Below are 16,843 nucleotides of genomic sequence, written 5' to 3'. Positions count from 1 at the left end.
GACGAGACTGATGGACACCTGGAGCACCCTGTGGGAGACCTTCTTCGACGGGGACTCGATGCGCGAGGCGCTGCCCGAGATGCTGACCGTCGGGCTGCCCAACACGCTGATCCTGGCGATCTCCGCCGCCCTGCTCGGCTCCGTGCTCGGCATGGCGCTGGCTGTCGCGGGCATCTCGCCTACCCGATGGTTGCGGTGGCCGGCGCGGGTCTACACGGACATCTTCCGCGGCCTGCCGGCCGCGGCGACCATCCTGCTGATCGGGGTCGGCCTGGCCCCACTGGGCATGGAGGTCTGGGGACCGAACCCCTACCCGCTGGGCATCCTGGCGCTGTCGCTGATCGCCGGCGCCTACATCGGCGAGATCTTCCGGTCCGGCATCCAGAGCGTCGAGGCCGCGCAGCTGGAGGGGGCGCGGGCGCTCGGCTTCTCCTGGGGTGAGGCGATGCGGCTGGTGATCATCCCGCAGGGGGTGCGCCGGGTGCTGCCGGCCTGGGTCAACCAGCTGATCGCGCTGATCAAGGACTCCAGCCTGGTCTACTTCCTCGGCCTGGTGGCCAGCCAGCGGGAACTGTTCCGGATCGGCCAGGACTACGCCGCCACCACCGGCAACGAGTCGGCGCTGCTGCTGGCCGGCCTCTTCTATCTGGCGCTGACCGTGCCGCTGACCCACGCGGTCAACTGGATCGACCGGCGCCTGCGCCAGGGCCGGTCGGTGACCGTCGACCCCGACGACGACGGCGGCCTGGCCCTGGCCGGCGAGACCGCCCTGCCCCCGAGCCCCACCGCCGGAAGGGACCAGCGATGACCGACACCGCCACCACCACCTCGGTCAGCCTCACCGTCCGGGACGTCCACCTCGCCTTCGGGGCGAACAAGGTGCTGCGCGGCGCCGACCTGGACGTCGCGCGCGGCGGCACCGCCTGTGTGATCGGCCCCTCCGGCTCCGGCAAGTCCACGCTGCTGCGCACCATCAACCGGCTCATCGAGCCGGACCGGGGCGACGTGCTGCTCGACGGGCGCAGCGTGCTACGCGACGACCCGGACGCGCTGCGCCAGCGGGTCGGCATGGTCTTCCAGCAGTTCAACCTCTTCCCGCACATGAGCGTGCTGCGCAACATCACCCTGGCGCTGCGCCGGATCAGGAAGCTCTCCGAGGACGAGGCGACCTCGGTCGCCCGCGCCCAGCTGGAGCTGGTCGGGCTGGCCGCCAAGGCGGACTCCCGGCCGGCGCACCTGTCCGGCGGTCAGCAGCAGCGGGTGGCCATCGCCCGGGCGCTGGCGCTGCAACCGCAGGTGATGCTCTTCGACGAGGCCACCTCGGCGCTCGACCCGGAACTGGTCAAGGGCGTCCTCGCGGTGATGGCCGACCTGTCCGCCGGCGGCATGACCATGGTGGTGGTCACCCACGAGATGGGCTTCGCCCGCGAGGTCGCCGACACCGTCGCCTTCATGGACCACGGCGTGGTCCTGGAGGCCGGCGAGCCGGCCGCGATCTTCGAGGCGCCGGAGCATCCCCGGCTGCGCCGCTTCCTGTCGCAGGTGCTCTGATCCGCTGATCGCCTGCATCTCCCAGCGGGGTGACCGGCGGGCCGCACATGATCCAGTCGCATTCTCCGACACTGCCGTCGGCGTGTCGCGTCGGTAGCTGCGACCCGATCATCGGGTTCGCCGGGGCGAGGCCGGGAACGAGGCGACGCCGCCCCCGGCTGGCGGGAGCGGCGTCGTCGAGACCCGGGGCGCGGACGCCCGTCAGGTCATGTCGTCGAAGCGGCGGTCGATCGGGGCGGGCGCGGCCACCGGCTCCGGGGCCCCGACCGGCCCGGAGAAGTCGACCCGCGGGGTCGCCTCGACCGGCTCGTTGTCCAGTTGCAGCGGCGACACCTCGTCGTCGCTGAGGTCGGAGTAGATCTCCTTGCCCCGACCCCGGCGCTTGTCGTTGATGAAGGCCACCCCCACCGCGGCGAAGTAGAGCGCCGAGAGGCAGAGCGCCAACGCGGTCATGCCGAACGGGTCGGGGGTCGGCGTGACCACCGCCGCGAAGGCGAAGAACACGAAGACCGCCACCCGCCACCAGCTCAGCAGCTTCTTGGCGCTGGCCAGGCCGGCGAAGTTGAGCATCAGCACGACCAGCGGGAACTCGAACGCCACCCCGAACAGCAGGATCAGGTTGGTGACGAACGAGATGTACCGGGTGATGTCGAGCGTGGTGGTGATGTCGCCGCCGCCGGAGACGTTGAGCAGGAACTCCAGTCCCTTGGCGGTGACGAAGTACGCCAGCACCGCACCGGCGGCGAACAGCGGTGCCGCCAGGGCGGTGAAGAAGTAGGCGTACCGCCGCTCGTGCCGGTGCAGGCCCGGGGCGATGAACGCCCACAGCTGGTAGAGCCAGACCGGCGCGGCGATGATCAGACCCACCCAGAGGCCGACCTTCAGCTGGAGCAGGAACAGGTCGGCCGGACCGAGCTGGACGAAGTTGCACGACCCGTTGACCAGGCGCGCCTTCGGCAGATCGCAGTACGGCTGCTGCAACAGGTGCAGCACCGGACCGGAGAGCCAGATGCCGAACCCGAAGCCGACCAGGATCGCCAGCGAGGCGCGGAAGAGACGGTTACGCAGCTCACGAATGTGCTCGATGAGCGTCATCGACCCGTCGGCGGCCCGTTGGAAGTCGCTCGGACCGCGCTTACGAAGCGCGAAGGCCACGGTGGTCGGGCCCTTCGATCAGTTGTCGCGGACGCGCTGCACCGGGTCGACCGGCGGGGCGACCGGCTGCTGCGGAGCCTGCTGCGGGGCGAACTGCTGCTGCGCGTACGGCTGCTGACCGGTGTGCGGCGGCAGCGGCTGGTAGCCGGCCTGCGCGTCGGCCTTCTCGGCCAGGTCGCGGTCGTCGTCCTGCAGGCTCTTGGTCTCCGCCTTGATGATCCGCAGCGAGCGGCCCAGCGAGCGGGCCGCGTCGGGGAGCCGCTTCGCGCCGAAGAGCAGGATCAGCACGACCACGAGTACGGCGATGTGCCACGGCTTGAGGGCACCCATGGGAAGCTCCAGTCGCTCTGTGTCGAAGGGTGTGTCGCAGCCCATCGTACGTGCGTCGAGAGCCGTTGCCACCCGCCGGGCCGCTGGTGACGCGTCCGGCCGGTGAAGTCTTGACCACCCTCGCGGGTCCCGTCAACCACCTACCGGCGTTCATCGGTGCGCGAAAGGGGCACCGATCGCGCAGCCAGCGTGCGGTTCACCGACCGAGGTCGATCACTTACCCCGCTTGGCCTTGATCAGTTCCACCCGCTGCGTGGTGGTCTCGACCTGCTGCTGGAGCGTCTCGGCCCGCTCGGAGAGCGCCTCGGCGGCCTCGCGCAGCGCCTCCGCGTCGGCTTGGCGCCGCTGCAGCGCCAGCGCCGCCCGACGCAGCCGGGGCAGCCGCGCCAGCACCGGCCGGACCGCCAGGGCCAGCACGACGAGCGCGAACAGCACCACCGCGAGAACGATCCACTTCACCACGGCGGTCAGCCTACTGGGTGACGGCCCCCACCGCCGGGTCGGCCGACGTCGCCGCGCCGAGCACCGGTGTGCCGTACGCCTCCAGCGCCGCGAGCGCCTGCGCGCGCACCTGGTCGGCCAGTTCGGCGGGGGCGACCACGCTGACCTCCGGCCCCAGCCCGAGCACGAACCGGCGGGCCCAGCCCAGGTCGGTCACCCGCAGCGAGACCAGCCACTGGTCGCCGTCGCCGGCCTCCACCCGCTCGCACGGGTAGTACTCGGTGATCCACCGCTCGCCCCGGCCGATGCGCAGGGTGATCAGCGGCAGGTCCGGCGAGGGGCGGAACACCCCGTCGGTGAGGTCGTGCGGGCGCGCCTGCGGCGGCACCACGGCCGGCTCGTCCAGCTCGGTGACCGCGTCGATCCGGTCGGCCCGGAACAGCCGGACCGCCTCGGCCCGGCGGCACCACGCCTCCACGTACGCCCGGCCGCCGACCATCAGCATCCGCAGCGGGTCGATGGTGCGCTCGGTGGTCTCGTCCCGCGCCGCCGTGTAGTAGGTGATCCGCAGCGCCCGGCCGCCCTCGACCGCCGAGCGCAGCGCCTCGACCTGCCGGGTGTCGCCGGGCAGCCGCACCGCCACCGGCGCGCCGACCAGGTCGCCGGCCGCGTTCTCGATCTTCGCCAGGGCCCGCTCCACGGCCTCCCGGTTGGCCACCCCGGGCGTTTCCGCGAGCATCCGCAGCGCCACCACCAGGGCCAGCGCCTCGTCGGGGGTGAGCCGCAGCGGCCGGTCGATGCCGGCGTCGTAGGTGATGGTCACCCGGTCGCCGTCGAAGGCCATGTCGATCAGGTCACCCGGGCCGTACCCGGGCAGCCCGCAGACCCAGAGCAGCTCCAGGTCCTCGCGCAGCTGCCGCTCGGTGACGCCCAGGTCACCGGCCGCCTCGGCGATCTCGATGCCGGGGCGGGCCAGCAGGTAGGGCACGAGGTTGAGCAGCCGGGCCAGCCGGTCGGCGGAGGTGCGGGAGCCGCCCCGGGCGGCGGGACGGGTCACCGGGGACCTCCGGCCACGGCCAGGTCGTCCTGCCGGACGGCGATCTCCTTGAGCCGCTGGATCACCGCGTCGCGTACCTCCGGCGGCTCCAGCACCCGCACGTCCGGGCCGTAGCCGACGAGGTGCCCGGCGAGGGAGTCCGGGTCGGCGTACGGCAGGACCAGCCGGTCGCCGTCGGGACCCGGCACGGTCTGCACGGCCCAGCGCCGCAGGCCGGCGGCCCGGCCCGGGGCGGCCAGCACGGTGGCCCGCCCGGTGCGCTCGACCGGCCCGGACCAGCGGGCCACGTGGCTGATCAGGTCGACCCCGGCCGGCGGCTCGTAGCCGCCCGGCTCGCCGGTCACCCGGACCGCGCCCACCACCCGGGACAGCCGGAAGCAGCGGGTCGCCGCCCGGTCCAGGTCGTGGCCGACGACGTACCACCGGCCGCGCCAGCAGACCACGCCCCACGGCTGCAACCGGCGGCGCGTCGGCGCGTCGCGGTCGGGTACCCGGTAGTCGAAGCCCACCTCGCGCCGGTCCCGCGCGGCGGCGGTCAGCGGCGCGAACGCCGGGTCGACCGTGACCATCGGCTCCAGGCCCAGCGTGGCCTGCGGGTCCACGTCGACACCGGCCGCGCGCAGCTTCGCCAGCCCGGAGGAGGCAGCGGCGGCCAGCCCGGCGTGCTGCCAGAGCCGCGCGGCGATGCCCACCGCGGCGGCCTCGTCGGGTTCCAGGGGAATCTCCGGCAGCGCGTACTCCCGGTGGGCGATCCGGTAGCCGGGCTCGGCGTCGAAGACGCTCGCCGTGCCGGTCTCCAGCGGCACGCCCAGCTCACGCAGCTCGGCCTTGTCCCGCTCGAACTTGCGCTGGAACGCCTCGTGCTCCTTGGCGTCGTCCGGATCGTGCTCGTAACCGGGCACGGTCGCGGCGATCTGCGCGGCGGTCAGGAACCGTCGCGTGGAGAGGAGACAGATCACCAGGTTGACCAGGCGTTCGGTACGGCTCCGCGACACGTGTGAACGCTAGCAGCCCGCGCGCCGCCGCCGTGCACCCGCGCGGGCGCGGCGCGGCACACCTGCGACCGCCCCGACCCCGGCGCGGCGCCGCGGCCGGGCGCGGATAGCGTGCCCGGCATGGTGCGATGGCGGTCGGGAACGGTCACGACGGTACGACGGCGCTGGGCCGGCGCGGCGGAACTCGACGTCGCCCTGCCCGACGGCACGACCATGCGCGCCCTCGCCTACCCGGAGCTGGTCGGCGACCCGGTGCCCGGCGACCGGGTGCTGCTCAACGCCGGGGCCCTGCTGATGGGGCTCGGCACCGGGGGTTATGCCCTGGTCGTGGCGCTGCCCGACCGGCTGCCGCCGGACCCGCCGCAGGCCGGTGACACCCGCGACGCCGGGCACCTGGTCAAGGCCCGCTACACCCCGCTGCAGGCGATCATGCTGGGGGTGGACGAGGAGGCGTCGGAGCACCACGAGCTGCTGGCCGGGGCGGAGAGCGTGGACGGGCTGCCCGTGGTCACCGCCGACCTGCACTCGGCGCTGCCCGCGATCCTGGCCGGCGTACGCGCCGACGCGCCCGACGCCCGGGTGGCGTACCTGCTCACCGACGGCGGCGCGCTGCCGGCCTGGTTCTCCCGCACCCTCGCCGGGCTGCGCGGGCAGCTGGTGGGCACGGTCACGGTCGGGCAGGCGTTCGGCGGCGACCTGGAGGCCACCACCCTGCACAGCGGTCTGCTGGCCGCCCGGCACGTGCTCCGCGCCGACGTGGCGATCGTCGCCCAGGGGCCGGGGAACCTGGGCACCGGGACCACCTGGGGCTTCTCCGGGGTCGCCGTCGGCGAGGCGGTCAACGCGGTGGCCGTCCTCGGCGGCCGTCCGGTCGGCTCACTGCGGATCTCCGACGCCGACCCGCGCCCCCGGCACCGTGGCGTATCGCACCACAGCCTCACCGCGTACGGCCGGGTGGCGCTGGCCCCGGCGGACCTCGTCGTGCCGGACGGCCTGGAGGCCGCGCTGGCCGGCGAGGTGGACGCCGCCCTGGCACCGCTGGCGTCGCGGCACCGGATCGTCCGGGTGGCCACCGACGGTCTGGACGCGGCGCTGCGCGCCCTGCCGGTGGGGCTGTCCACCATGGGCCGCGGCCTGGACGCCGACCACGCCTACTTCCTGGCGGCGGCCGCCGCCGGCCGCCACGCGGCCCGCCTGATCACCTGAGCGCCCGAGGTCGGCGGCGCGGGCTCAGCCGACCAGGAAGATCAACGCGAGCCAGCCGCCGACGATGGCCACCAGCGCGACCGCCAGCACCCAGGTGGGCACGGTGTACTCGCCCCGGCGGTTGCGCTCGATCTCGGCGCGGATCTTCTCCCGGCGGCGCTCGATCCAGTTCAGCTTCTCGGTGCCGCGGTCGCGGTCGGAGGGTGACGTATTCATCGCGACGCCAGCGTACCGGTGGGTCGGCGGCCGGTGCCCGGCACCGGCCGCCGATCCGCTCACATGCTGGCGATCAGGCGTTCCACCCGCTCGTCGTACGCCCGGAACGGGTCCTTGCAGAGCACGGTGCGCTGCGCCTGGTCGTTGAGCTTCAGGTGCACCCAGTCGACGGTGAAGTCGCGCCGCTTCTCCTGGGCGTGCCGGATGAACTCGCCGCGCAGCCGGGCCCGGGTGGTCTGCGGCGGGGTCTCCTTCGCCTCGAAGATCTCCGGGTCGGTGGCGACCCGGTCGACCTGCCCGCGCCGCTCCAGCAGCCCGTAGAGGCCCCGGCCGCGACGCAGGTCGTGGTAGGCGAGGTCCATCTGGGCGACTCGCGGGTGCGACAGCGGCAGGTCGTGCTTGCGCTGGTAACGCTCGATCAGCCGCAGCTTGGTCACCCAGTCGATCTCGCGGGCCACCGGCTCCAGGTCGCCGGACTCCACGGCGCTGAGCACCCGGCCCCACAGCTCCACCACCCGCTTGGCGGTCTGGTCACCGCCCCGGCGCTCCACGAACTCGGTCGCCTTGGCCAGGTATTCCTGCTGGATCTCCAGCGCGCTGACCTCCTTGCCGTTGGCCAGCCGCACCTTGCGCCGGCCGGTGATGTCGTGCGACACCTCCCGGATGGCCCGGATCGGGTTCTCCAGCGTCAGGTCGCGCATCACCACCCCGGCCTCGATCATCCGCAGCACGATGTCGGCGCTGCCGACCTTCAGCAGCGTGGTGACCTCGTTCATGTTCGAGTCGCCGACGATCACGTGCAGCCGCCGGTAGCGCTCGGCGTCGGCGTGCGGCTCGTCGCGGGTGTTGATGATCGGACGGCTGCGGGTGGTCGCCGAGGAGACGCCCTCCCAGATGTGCTCCGCCCGCTGCGACAGGCAGTACACCGCGCCGCGCGGGGTCTGCAGCACCTTGCCGGCGCCGCAGATCAACTGGCGGGTGACCAGGAACGGGATGAGCACGTCGGCCAGCCGGCCGAACTCCCCGTGCCGGGAGACCAGGTAGTTCTCGTGGCAGCCGTAGGAGTTGCCCGCCGAGTCGGTGTTGTTCTTGAACAGGTAGATCTCACCGGCGATGCCCTCGTCGTGCAGCCGCTTCTCGGCGTCGACGAGCAGACCCTCCAGGATCCGCTCGCCGGCCCGGTCGTGGGCCACCAGGTCCACCACCGAGTCGCACTCCGGCGTGGCGTACTCCGGGTGCGAGCCGACGTCCAGGTAGAGCCGGGCTCCGTTGCGCAGGAACACGTTGCTCGACCGGCCCCACGACACGACGCGGCGGAAGAGGTACCGGGCGACCTCGTCAGGGGACAGCCGACGCTGCCCGCGGTAGGTACAGGTGACGCCGTACTCGGTCTCGAGGCCGAAGATTCGCCGCTCCATGATGTGACATTAGCCGCCCGGAGGCCCCGTTCGTCACTGTCACGGCCCAGGCGGTGCTCCCCGGTCGATCACAAACCGTCCGAGTACGACATTCCGTCCGGCCGCAGACTCGCCGTGAACTCCCGGCAGGCGTCGTAGCGCGGCAGCAGACCGGACTCGCGGGCCTGCGCCAAGGTGGGCGCGGCGGCGTCGCGGGCCGAGAGCTGCGGGGCCTCGGCCGGCCACTCGATACCCAGGTCCGCGTCGAGCGGGTGCACCGCGTGCTCGCCGGTGGGGTTGTAGGTGGTCGAGCAGAGGTAGCTCAGCGTCGCGTCGTCGGTCAGCGCGCAGAAGCCGTGCCCCAGCCCCTCGCTCAGGTAGACCGCGCGCCGGTCCACGTCGTCGAGGCGCACGCCCTCCCACCGGCCGAACGTCGGCGAGCCGACCCGCAGGTCCACGATCAGGTCCAGCACCGCGCCGCGTACGCAGGTGACGTACTTGGCCTGGCCGGGCGGCACGTCGGCGAAGTGGATGCCGCGCACCACGCCGCGCGCGGAGACCGACAGGTTCGCCTGGGCCAGCCGCAGCGGATGCCCGACCGCCTCGGCCAGCCGGTCGAAGCGGTACCACTCCATGAACAGCCCGCGCGGGTCGCCGTGCTGCTGCGGGCTGATCTCCCAGGCGCCCTCGATGCCCAGCTGCCGGATCTTCACGAGCGGGGAACCACCTCTCCGTGCTTCTCCGCCAGCAGGCCGAGCAGGTAGTCGCCGTAGCCGCTCTTGGTCAGCGGCTCGGCCAGCGTGCGCAGCTGCTCGTCGTCGATCAGGCCGGCCCGCCAGGCCACCTCCTCGACACAGCCGATCTTCATGCCCTGGCGCTCCTCGATCACCCGGACGAACTCGCCGGCCTGCATCATCGAGGCGAAGGTGCCGGTGTCCAGCCAGGCGGTGCCCCGGTCCAGCACGGTCACCGACAGCTCCCCGGCCTCCCGGTACGCCTCGTTGACCGCGGTGATCTCCAGCTCGCCCCGGGCGCTGGGCTTGAGGTCGCGGGCGATGCCCACCACCCGGTTGTCGTAGAAGTACAGCCCCGGCACCGCGTACCGGGACTTCGGCTTCTCCGGCTTCTCCTCGATCGAGAGCACCTTGCCGTCGTCGTCGAAGTCGACCACGCCGTACGCCTCCGGATTGGCCACCGGGTACGCGAACACCCGCCCGCCGACCGGGTCGCCGTCCGCGGCGAGCTGCCGGCCCAGGCCGGCGCCGTGGAAGATGTTGTCGCCCAGGATCAGCGCCACCGACTCGTCGCCGATGAAGTCCGCGCCGAGCACGAACGCCTGCGCGATGCCCTCCGGGCGGGCCTGGGTGACGTACTCCAGCCGCAGGCCCCACTGGCTGCCGTCGCCGAGCAGCCGCTCGAACTGGGACTGGTCCTCCGGCGTCGTGATCACCAGGATCTCCCGCACGCCGGACATCACCAGCGTCGACAGCGGGTAGTAGACCATCGGCTTGTCGAAGATCGGCATCAGCTGCTTGGAGACCGCCCGGGTGATCGGCCAGAGCCGGGAACCGGTGCCACCAGCGAGAAGGATTCCACGCACCCGGGGAGACTACCTGCACCGGCGCCAACCGGACAGCGGGGTCGCCGTCCCCCGGTGCTCGGAAGGATTCGCGTACACTTCCGGACCCGTGAGGATTCTCGTCACCGGCGGAGCCGGATTCATCGGGTCGGAGTACGTACGGATGCTGCTGGGCGTGCCCGGCGGCGACGCTGCCGGGGTGCCCGCCGTCGAGCCCACCGCGGTGACGGTGCTGGACAAGCTGACCTACTCAGGCAACCTGAACAACCTGGCGCCCGTGCGCGAGGACGCCCGGCTGCGCTTCGTGCAGGGCGACATCTGCGACCCGGCCCTGGTCGACGAGGTCGTCGCCGGTCACGACGTGATCGTGCACTTCGCCGCCGAGTCGCACGTCGACCGTTCGATCGCCGGCGCCGCGCCGTTCGTCACCACCAACGTGCTGGGCACCCAGACCCTGCTGGACGCCGCGCTGCGCCACGGCACCGGCCGGTTCGTGCACGTCTCCACCGACGAGGTGTACGGCTCGATCGACGAGGGCTCCTGGACGGAGACCTGGCCGCTGGCCCCGAACTCCCCGTACTCGGCCTCCAAGGCCGGCTCGGACCTGCTCGCCCTGGCCTACCACCGCACCCACGGCATGGACGTGGTGGTCACCCGCTGCTCCAACAACTACGGGCCGTACCAGTTCCCGGAGAAGGTCATCCCGCTGTTCGTGACCAACCTGCTCGACGGCGGCACCGTTCCGCTCTACGGCGACGGCGGCAACGTCCGCGACTGGCTGCACGTGCACGACCACTGCCGGGGCATCGCCCTGGTGCAGCAGAAGGGCCGCGCCGGCGAGGTCTACAACATCGGCGGCGGCACCGAGCTGAGCAACAAGGAGCTCACCGGCCGGCTGCTCGAGGCCTGCGGCGCCGACTGGGACCGGGTCGTCCCGGTCGCCGACCGCAAGGGCCACGACCGCCGCTACTCGCTGGACATCAGCAAGATCAGCGCCGAGCTGGGGTACGCCCCGAGCATTGACCTGGACCGCGGCCTGGCCGAGACGGTCCAGTGGTACCGGGACAACCGGGCCTGGTGGGAGCCGCTGAAGGCGACCAAGGCCGCATGAGCCGCGTGCTCGTCACCGGCGCGGGCGGCATGCTCGGCCGGGACCTGCTGGCCGTGCTGGCCACCCGGCCGGACCTGAAGGTGACCGCTGTCACCCGCGCCGAGCTCGATATCACCGACGCCGAGGCGGTCCACGCCGCCGTCGCCGGGCACGACGTGGTGTTCAACACCGCCGCGTGGACCGACGTCGACGGCGCGGAGCGGGACGAGGCGGCCGCCACCGCGGTCAACGGCGACGCCGTCGCGCACCTCGCGCGGGCCTGCGCCGCCACCGGCGCCCGGCTGGTGCACATCTCCACCGACTACGTCTTCCCCGGCGACGCCACCCAGCCGTACGCCGAGGACGCGCCGACCGACCCGGTCAACGCGTACGGCCGCAGCAAGCTGGCCGGGGAGCGGGCGGTGGTCCGATTCCTCCCCGAAACCGGTTACGTCGTGCGCACCGCGTGGCTCTACGGCGCGCACGGGTCGAACTTCGTGGCCACCATGCTGCGCCTCGCCGAGCAGCGCGAACAGCTCGACGTGGTCGACGACCAGCAGGGCCAGCCCACCTGGTCGTACGCGCTGGCCACCCAACTGGTGGCGCTGGCCGACGCGGCGCTGGCCGGCCGCGCCCCGGCCGGGATCTACCACGGCACCTGCTCCGGCAGGACCACCTGGTGCGGCCTGGCCCGCGCCACCTTCACCCTGGCCGGGCTCGACCCGGAACGGGTCCGACCCACCACCAGCGACCGGTTCCCCCGTCCGGCCGCGCGACCGGCGTACAGTGTGCTAGGGCACGACCGCTGGGCGGCCGCTGGACTACCGCCGCTGCCGAACTGGCGTGACACACTGTCCGACGCCTTCGCCTCCCCCACTCCACCCGCCCCGTGGAAGGTCGTATGAAGCTCACCCTGGTCACCGGTCTGACCGGCCTGATCCTGCTGGTCACCATCGTCGAGCTGCTGCGCCGCCGGCAGCTCCGCGAGAAGTACGGCATGCTCTGGCTGGCGGTCCTGCTGATCGTCATCCCGCTGTCGCTGTTCCCCCGCCTGCTGGACAACGTGGCCGGCTTCTTCGGAGTGGTCTCCGGCGTCAGCCTCGTACTCTTCCTCGGCATCGTCTTCCTGCTGCTGGTGTGCGTGCACCTCAGCTGGGAGGTCAGCGCCCTGGAGGAAGAGACCCGCACCCTGGCCGAAGACTTCGCCCTGCTCCGTGCCCAGGTCGACGCCGACCGCGCGGCCCGCATCGAATCAGCCCGAGACGAACTGGTGTCCCACGATGGTTAACGGCAAGCGCGTCCTGATCATCATCCCCGCGCTCAACGAGTCCGGCTCGATCGCCGACGTCGTCGGCGAGGTCCGCGGCGAACTGCCCGGCGTCGACGTGCTGGTCGTCGACGACGGCTCCACCGACCGCACCGCCGCGGTGGCCGCCGCCGCCGGCGCCCGGGTCGCGAAGCTGCCGTACAACCTCGGCGTCGGCGGGGCCATGCGGCTCGGCTACCGCTACGCGCGCGACAACGACTACGACGTCGCCATCCAGATCGACGCCGACGGCCAGCACGACCCGCGCTACGTGCCGAAGCTGGTCGACCTGCTCGACGACACCGACCTGGTCATCGGCGCCCGGTTCGCCGGCGAGGGCGACTACACCGTCCGCGGCCCCCGCCGCTGGGCCATGGTCATGCTCTCCGCCGTGCTCTCCAAGGTCGCGAAGACCAAGCTCACCGACACCACCTCCGGCTTCCGCGCCGCCAACCGGCGGGTCATCGAGATGTTCGCCGGCTGGTACCCGGCCGAGTACCTCGGCGACACCGTGGAGACGCTGGTGCACACCGCCCGCCGCGGCTACAAGATCCGGCAGGTGCCGGTGGCCATGCGCAAGCGGATGGCCGGCACCCCCAGCCACTCCCCCGCCAAGGCGATGATCTACCTGGGTCGCGCGTTCGCGGTGCTCACGCTGGCGCTCATCCGCAGGTGATCCGGCGCCTGCTCCAACTCGTCCCGCCCGGCACCCTCGCCGTGGGTGCCGGGCTGGCCCTGCTCGGGCTGGCCTCCTACGTCCACCTCGCGGTGGCCGGGCACAGCCTCACCGAAGCCGACTACTCCTCCCTGTCGGTGCTCTGGTCGATCGTCTTCACCCTGGGCATCGGTGTGTTCATGCCCGTCGAGCAGGAGGTCGCCCGGGTCGTCGCGGCCCGGCGCAGCCAGGGGCTGCCGCCCGGTCCCGTGCTGGCCCGGGGCGCCGTCCTCGCCGCCGGGGTGCTCGCCGCCATGGTCGTGGTGATCCTCGCCGCGCGGGGACCGCTCACCGACCGGCTCTTCGCCGGCGACGCCGCCATGGTCAGCGTGCTGATCGGCGCGCTCGTCGCGATGGCCGTCGCCTACACCACCCGCGGCGTCCTCTCCGGCCTGCAGCTCTTCCCCTGGTACGGCACCCAGCTCGGCGTCGACGGCGGACTGCGCATCGCCATGGTCGCCCTGCTCGGGCTCACCGGGGTCACCTCACCGCTGTGGTACGGCCTGGTGCTGGTGATCGCCCCGCTGGCCAGCGTCCTGCTCACCCTCCCGCCGGTGCTGCGCGCCGCCGGGGGCGGCGTACCGGTGGCCTGGGCGGCGCTGCTGCGCGGCCTCGGCCTGCTCACCGTCTCCAGCCTGCTCTCCCAGGTCGTGGTGAACGTCGGCGTGATCAACGTGCGGCTGCTCGACCCGTCCGACGTCACCACCGCCGGCGCGCTGCTCTCCGCGCTGGTGCTGGTACGCATCCCGCTGTTCGTCTTCGCCTCCCTGCAGGCGTCGCTGCTGCCCGGCCTGGCCACCTCCGCCACCACCGGCGACCTGCGCGGCTTCCACAGCCTGCTGCGCCGGGCGCTCGGCATCGTCACCGCGCTCGGTGTCCTCGGCGCGATCGGCGCGATCGCCCTGGGCCCCTGGCTGGTCGGCACCCTCTTCGACGCCGCCGGCGTGCTCGGCCACGGCGACTTCGCCTGGCTGGCCGTGGCCACCCTGGCCTACCTGTGGGCCATGGTCCTCGGTCAGGCGCTGCTGGCCCTCGACCGGCACCGCGCCCAAGCGCTCGCCTGGGCTGTCGGCGTGGCCGCCCTGATCGCCGTGACGCTCACCCCGGCGTCGGTCGCGCTCCGCGTCGAGCTGGCCTACACGGTCGGCTCCGTCGTGGTGGCCGCCGCCATGGCGCTGCTGCTGCGGCGCCGCTCCCGCCCCACCCCCACCCCCACCCGGTCCCTCGACGACGCCCTGGCGACCGGAGTATCCGGAGGCATCCGATGAACCGCCCGCAGGTGACCGCGGTGATGCTGGCCTACGGCGCCGAGCCGTACCTGGTCGACGCCGCCCGGGCCGTGCTGGACAGCACCGACGTCGACATCGAGCTGATCGTGGTCGACAACGGCTGCACCGGCGACGGCATCGACGTCGTCAAGGGCTTCCCCGGCGTCCGGGTGATCCGCCCCGAGGAGAACACCGGCTACTCCGGCGGCTGCCGCGTCGGCGCCGCCGAGGCCACCGGCGAATGGCTGGCCTTCGTCAACTCCGACGCGATCGTCGCCCCCGACGCCCTCGCCAAGGTCGTCGCCGTGGCCGGCGAACCGGGAGTCGGCGCGGCCATGGCCTCCATCCGGCTCGCCGACAACCCCGAGCTGATCAACACCTCCGGCAACCCGCTGCACTTCACCGGCCTGTCCTGGGCCGGCGGCAACGGCGAGCCGGCCAGCGCCCACGCCGTCCGCACCACCGTGCCGTCGCTCAGCGGCTGCTGCTTCGTGATCAACCGGGCGCTGTGGCGGGAGCTGGACGGGTTCGCCGCCGAGTACTTCGCCTACCACGAGGACACCGAGCTCAGCCTGCGCCTCTGGCAGCGCGGGCTGCGGCTGGAGTACGTCCCGGACGCCGTCGTGCGGCACCACTACGAGTTCTCCCGCAACGCCCTCAAGCTCTACCTGGTCGAACGCAACCGGCTGGTCACGCTGCTCACCGCGTACGAGACCCGCACGCTGGTGGTGCTCGCCCCGGTCCTGCTGCTCACCGAGGCGGCCATGCTCGCCGCCGCGCTCGCGGGCGGCTGGACGAAGCAGAAGTTCCGTGGCTGGGGCTGGCTCTGGACCAACCGGGCCTGGCTGAAGTCCCGCCGTCGGCAGTTGCAGAGCGAGCGGTCCGTGCCCGACGGGGTCGTCGCCGAGCTGATGACCGCCCGGGTCGCCCCGTCGAACGTCGACTCGCCCCCCGGCATGGGCGTCTTCAACGCCATCGCCGCCGGCTACTGGGCCCTGGCCAAGCCGCTGCTGCGCAAGCGCTGACGCCACCGCGGGTGACACGGCCGTCCGGCAACGCCGGGCGGCCGTCGCCGTATCCGGGCCCGGGCTGTCATTCCCGAGCCCTGCCGGCTGCTACCTGACACCGGCCGCGCGCAGCGTCGCGAGCACGAGCACGCGGGTCGCGGCGACGACCTCGCTCACACTGACCTGCTCGCGTGGTCCATGCGCAAGGCGTACGTCGCCGGGCCCGAAGTGCAGGGTCGGCACTCCGGCCCCGCTGTACAGCCTGAGGTCGCTTCCGTACGGCGCGCCGCGTTCGGCCAGCCGCGGGCCGCCGACGGCATCGGCGTGCGCGTCGCGCACCAGATCCCGCAGCGGGCTGCCGGGCGCCAGGCGGCCACTGGCGAACTGACCCCCCGGCCAGGTCACGGTGGGCGGATGCTCGCGTAGCCACGCGTTGGCGGCGGCGGCCTCGGCGACGCAGGCTTCGAGCGCGGCCCGCGCCTGCGCCGGGTCCTCGTCCAGCCGTACCCCCAACCTGCCCTCGGCCACGAGCAGGTCGGGCACGCTACTGGCCCAGTCGCCCGAACGGAGCCTGCCCACCGACAACGCGTACGGGATCGCGTGGTCGCGCATCAGCGGGTCGGGCGCGGTGTTGCGCCGCGCCTCCAGGCGGGCCAGCGCCGCGTGGATCGGCAGGTACGCGTCGATCGCGCTGATCCCCGCGTCACGGGTGCTGGCGTGGGTCGCCTTGCCGGCCACCTCGATCCGGAAGGTCAACGCACCGGCGTTGGCGGTGACCAGGGCGCCGCTGGTCGGCTCGGTGATGATGCAGGCGTCGCCGGTGTGGCCGCGCCGTAGCGTGCCGAACGCTCCGAGCCCGCCGTCCTCCTCGCTGACGGCGAAGTGGGCCGCGATCCGGCCGCGCAGCCTGGCGCCGCTGGCGCGGATCGCGGCGAGCGCGGCGAGGTTGGCGACCAGTCCGGCCTTCATGTCACAGGCGCCCCGAGCATGGACCACGTCCCCGACGACTCTCGGGACGAACGGGTCCCCACGCCACTGGGCTGGGTCGCCGGGCGGCACGACGTCCACGTGACCCTGCAGGACCAGAGTCGGCCCGTCGCCCCCGCCCGGGGTGACGGCGGCCAGCCCCCACGCCTCATCCCGCGGCGCCTCGGTACCCGGAAACTCGGGATCGGCGCGTAGCGCGGGCAAATCCATCGCCCACAGGTCGACCTCAAGCCCCAGCGCGTCCAGGCGCCGGGCCAGGACGTGCTGCAGCTCGGATTCGGCGGCGCTGCCGGTGACGCTCGGGACAGCCAGCAGTTCCAGCAGCGTACGGGCGATGCCCGCTTCGTCGACCGCGGCCAGGGCGTCGGCCTCCGTGGCAGTGAGCGTGCTGGTCATGTGCGCCCGCCTCTTCCGTGATCAGCGACGATGTGGCGCAGTGAATCTATACAGGGCGCCACTGCGCAAACAATCGCCAAAACTTGCTGGTCACGTACGATCCTTTGCATAGATCGCCAGGCATAGACGATTTTTTGCACAGCAGTG

At 72.8% G+C, this 16,843-nt stretch carries 19 protein-coding genes; 9 read left to right on the top strand and 10 right to left on the bottom strand.

Going from position 1 to position 16,843, the window contains the following annotated elements; genetic code table 11:
- Positions 1 to 10: 10 nt before the first annotated feature.
- Together V6U88_RS18360 and V6U88_RS18355 are read left to right on the top strand one after the other, a co-directional pair.
- Entirely contained in the window at positions 11 to 808 is a 798-nt protein-coding gene (locus tag V6U88_RS18360) for an amino acid ABC transporter permease (RefSeq protein WP_334454566.1), read from the top strand.
- On the top strand, positions 805 to 1,551 hold the full coding sequence (locus V6U88_RS18355) for an amino acid ABC transporter ATP-binding protein (RefSeq protein ID WP_334454564.1): 747 nt from the start codon (positions 805 to 807) through the stop codon (positions 1,549 to 1,551). Before V6U88_RS18360 ends, V6U88_RS18355 begins: the two co-directional genes overlap by 4 nt.
- Before the next feature lie 201 nt (positions 1,552 to 1,752).
- On the opposite strand, the gene tatC is transcribed toward V6U88_RS18355, so the two are convergent.
- The 5 genes from tatC to V6U88_RS18330 form a co-directional block, all read right to left on the bottom strand.
- Complete coding sequence (gene tatC, locus V6U88_RS18350; RefSeq protein WP_334454563.1) at positions 1,753 to 2,706, bottom strand: twin-arginine translocase subunit TatC; 954 nt, start codon at positions 2,704 to 2,706, stop codon at positions 1,753 to 1,755.
- 18 nt (positions 2,707 to 2,724) lie between these two features.
- Positions 2,725 to 3,036 (bottom strand): Sec-independent protein translocase subunit TatA, encoded by a 312-nt coding sequence (gene tatA, locus V6U88_RS18345; RefSeq protein WP_334454562.1) that lies wholly within the window; start codon positions 3,034 to 3,036, stop codon positions 2,725 to 2,727.
- 213 nt (positions 3,037 to 3,249) lie between these two features.
- Positions 3,250 to 3,498 carry a hypothetical protein gene (locus V6U88_RS18340; protein ID WP_334454561.1) on the bottom strand — a complete coding sequence of 83 codons (249 nt, stop codon included), beginning with the start codon at positions 3,496 to 3,498 and terminating at the stop codon, positions 3,250 to 3,252.
- A gap of 10 nt (positions 3,499 to 3,508) precedes the next feature.
- A complete protein-coding gene (locus V6U88_RS18335; RefSeq protein WP_334454559.1) occupies positions 3,509 to 4,534 on the bottom strand; it encodes a helix-turn-helix transcriptional regulator in 1,026 nt (341 codons plus the stop codon).
- Entirely contained in the window at positions 4,531 to 5,529 is a 999-nt protein-coding gene (locus tag V6U88_RS18330; protein WP_334454557.1) for a helix-turn-helix transcriptional regulator, read from the bottom strand. Before V6U88_RS18330 ends, V6U88_RS18335 begins: the two co-directional genes overlap by 4 nt.
- Before the next feature lie 120 nt (positions 5,530 to 5,649).
- On the opposite strand from V6U88_RS18330, the gene V6U88_RS18325 reads away from it, so the two are divergent.
- Positions 5,650 to 6,735 (top strand): DUF3866 family protein, encoded by a 1,086-nt coding sequence (locus V6U88_RS18325; RefSeq protein ID WP_334454556.1) that lies wholly within the window; start codon positions 5,650 to 5,652, stop codon positions 6,733 to 6,735.
- A gap of 24 nt (positions 6,736 to 6,759) precedes the next feature.
- On the opposite strand, the gene V6U88_RS18320 is transcribed toward V6U88_RS18325, so the two are convergent.
- From V6U88_RS18320 to rfbA, 4 genes are all read right to left on the bottom strand, one after another.
- Entirely contained in the window at positions 6,760 to 6,951 is a 192-nt protein-coding gene (locus tag V6U88_RS18320) for a hypothetical protein (RefSeq protein ID WP_334454554.1), read from the bottom strand.
- Positions 6,952 to 7,010: 59 nt separating this feature from the next.
- Positions 7,011 to 8,369, bottom strand: a complete 1,359-nt coding sequence (gene pafA / locus V6U88_RS18315) for a Pup--protein ligase (RefSeq protein ID WP_334454553.1) — start codon at positions 8,367 to 8,369, stop codon at positions 7,011 to 7,013.
- Between the two features lie 68 nt (positions 8,370 to 8,437).
- Positions 8,438 to 9,061 carry a dTDP-4-dehydrorhamnose 3,5-epimerase family protein gene (locus V6U88_RS18310; protein ID WP_334454551.1) on the bottom strand — a complete coding sequence of 208 codons (624 nt, stop codon included), beginning with the start codon at positions 9,059 to 9,061 and terminating at the stop codon, positions 8,438 to 8,440.
- On the bottom strand, positions 9,058 to 9,948 hold the full coding sequence (gene rfbA / locus V6U88_RS18305; protein ID WP_334454549.1) for a glucose-1-phosphate thymidylyltransferase RfbA: 891 nt from the start codon (positions 9,946 to 9,948) through the stop codon (positions 9,058 to 9,060). The genes V6U88_RS18310 and rfbA overlap by 4 nt, the downstream gene beginning before the upstream one ends.
- 88 nt (positions 9,949 to 10,036) lie before the next feature.
- Between rfbA and rfbB the strand changes: the two genes are divergently transcribed.
- Genes rfbB through V6U88_RS18275 form a run of 6 tightly spaced genes read left to right on the top strand, consistent with a single transcriptional unit; the run spans position 10,037 to position 15,331 of the window.
- Positions 10,037 to 11,038 carry a dTDP-glucose 4,6-dehydratase gene (rfbB, locus tag V6U88_RS18300; protein ID WP_334454546.1) on the top strand — a complete coding sequence of 334 codons (1,002 nt, stop codon included), beginning with the start codon at positions 10,037 to 10,039 and terminating at the stop codon, positions 11,036 to 11,038.
- Positions 11,035 to 11,922: a dTDP-4-dehydrorhamnose reductase gene (gene rfbD, locus V6U88_RS18295; RefSeq protein ID WP_334454544.1), complete on the top strand. Its 888-nt coding sequence runs from the start codon at positions 11,035 to 11,037 to the stop codon at positions 11,920 to 11,922. Before rfbB ends, rfbD begins: the two co-directional genes overlap by 4 nt.
- On the top strand, positions 11,919 to 12,305 hold the full coding sequence (locus V6U88_RS18290; protein WP_334454542.1) for a DUF2304 domain-containing protein: 387 nt from the start codon (positions 11,919 to 11,921) through the stop codon (positions 12,303 to 12,305). Before rfbD ends, V6U88_RS18290 begins: the two co-directional genes overlap by 4 nt.
- Positions 12,298 to 12,999, top strand: a complete 702-nt coding sequence (locus V6U88_RS18285; RefSeq protein WP_088962295.1) for a glycosyltransferase family 2 protein — start codon at positions 12,298 to 12,300, stop codon at positions 12,997 to 12,999. Before V6U88_RS18290 ends, V6U88_RS18285 begins: the two co-directional genes overlap by 8 nt.
- Complete coding sequence (locus V6U88_RS18280) at positions 12,996 to 14,306, top strand: polysaccharide biosynthesis protein (protein ID WP_334454541.1); 1,311 nt, start codon at positions 12,996 to 12,998, stop codon at positions 14,304 to 14,306. Before V6U88_RS18285 ends, V6U88_RS18280 begins: the two co-directional genes overlap by 4 nt.
- Positions 14,303 to 15,331, top strand: a complete 1,029-nt coding sequence (locus tag V6U88_RS18275) for a glycosyltransferase family 2 protein (protein ID WP_334454539.1) — start codon at positions 14,303 to 14,305, stop codon at positions 15,329 to 15,331. The genes V6U88_RS18280 and V6U88_RS18275 overlap by 4 nt, the downstream gene beginning before the upstream one ends.
- A 90-nt stretch (positions 15,332 to 15,421) precedes the next feature.
- Here V6U88_RS18275 and V6U88_RS18270 read toward each other — a convergent pair whose 3' ends face one another.
- Positions 15,422 to 16,696 carry an ArgE/DapE family deacylase gene (locus V6U88_RS18270; protein WP_334454538.1) on the bottom strand — a complete coding sequence of 425 codons (1,275 nt, stop codon included), beginning with the start codon at positions 16,694 to 16,696 and terminating at the stop codon, positions 15,422 to 15,424.
- Between the last annotated feature and the right edge of the window lie 147 nt (positions 16,697 to 16,843).

It is taken from the genome of Micromonospora sp. CPCC 205739, from assembly GCF_036906795.1.
Taxonomy (GTDB): domain Bacteria; phylum Actinomycetota; class Actinomycetes; order Mycobacteriales; family Micromonosporaceae; genus Micromonospora.
The sequence above is the reverse complement of the archived record's forward strand: the minus strand, read 5'-3'. Positions and strand labels throughout refer to the sequence as shown.

Bases quoted from the DNA above. Each gene is read 5' to 3' on its own strand.
- V6U88_RS18360 (WP_334454566.1), top strand. From the start codon at position 11: ATGGACACCTGGAGCACCCTGTGGGAGACCTTCTTCGACGGGGACTCG.
- V6U88_RS18355 (WP_334454564.1), top strand. From the start codon at position 805: ATGACCGACACCGCCACCACCACCTCGGTCAGCCTCACCGTCCGGGAC.
- tatA (WP_334454562.1), bottom strand. From the start codon at position 3,036: ATGGGTGCCCTCAAGCCGTGGCACATCGCCGTACTCGTGGTCGTGCTG.
- V6U88_RS18325 (WP_334454556.1), top strand. From the start codon at position 5,650: ATGGTGCGATGGCGGTCGGGAACGGTCACGACGGTACGACGGCGCTGG.
- V6U88_RS18320 (WP_334454554.1), bottom strand. From the start codon at position 6,951: ATGAATACGTCACCCTCCGACCGCGACCGCGGCACCGAGAAGCTGAAC.
- pafA (WP_334454553.1), bottom strand. From the start codon at position 8,369: ATGGAGCGGCGAATCTTCGGCCTCGAGACCGAGTACGGCGTCACCTGT.
- rfbD (WP_334454544.1), top strand. From the start codon at position 11,035: ATGAGCCGCGTGCTCGTCACCGGCGCGGGCGGCATGCTCGGCCGGGAC.
- V6U88_RS18290 (WP_334454542.1), top strand. From the start codon at position 11,919: ATGAAGCTCACCCTGGTCACCGGTCTGACCGGCCTGATCCTGCTGGTC.
- V6U88_RS18285 (WP_088962295.1), top strand. From the start codon at position 12,298: ATGGTTAACGGCAAGCGCGTCCTGATCATCATCCCCGCGCTCAACGAG.
- V6U88_RS18275 (WP_334454539.1), top strand. From the start codon at position 14,303: ATGAACCGCCCGCAGGTGACCGCGGTGATGCTGGCCTACGGCGCCGAG.
- V6U88_RS18270 (WP_334454538.1), bottom strand. From the start codon at position 16,696: ATGACCAGCACGCTCACTGCCACGGAGGCCGACGCCCTGGCCGCGGTC.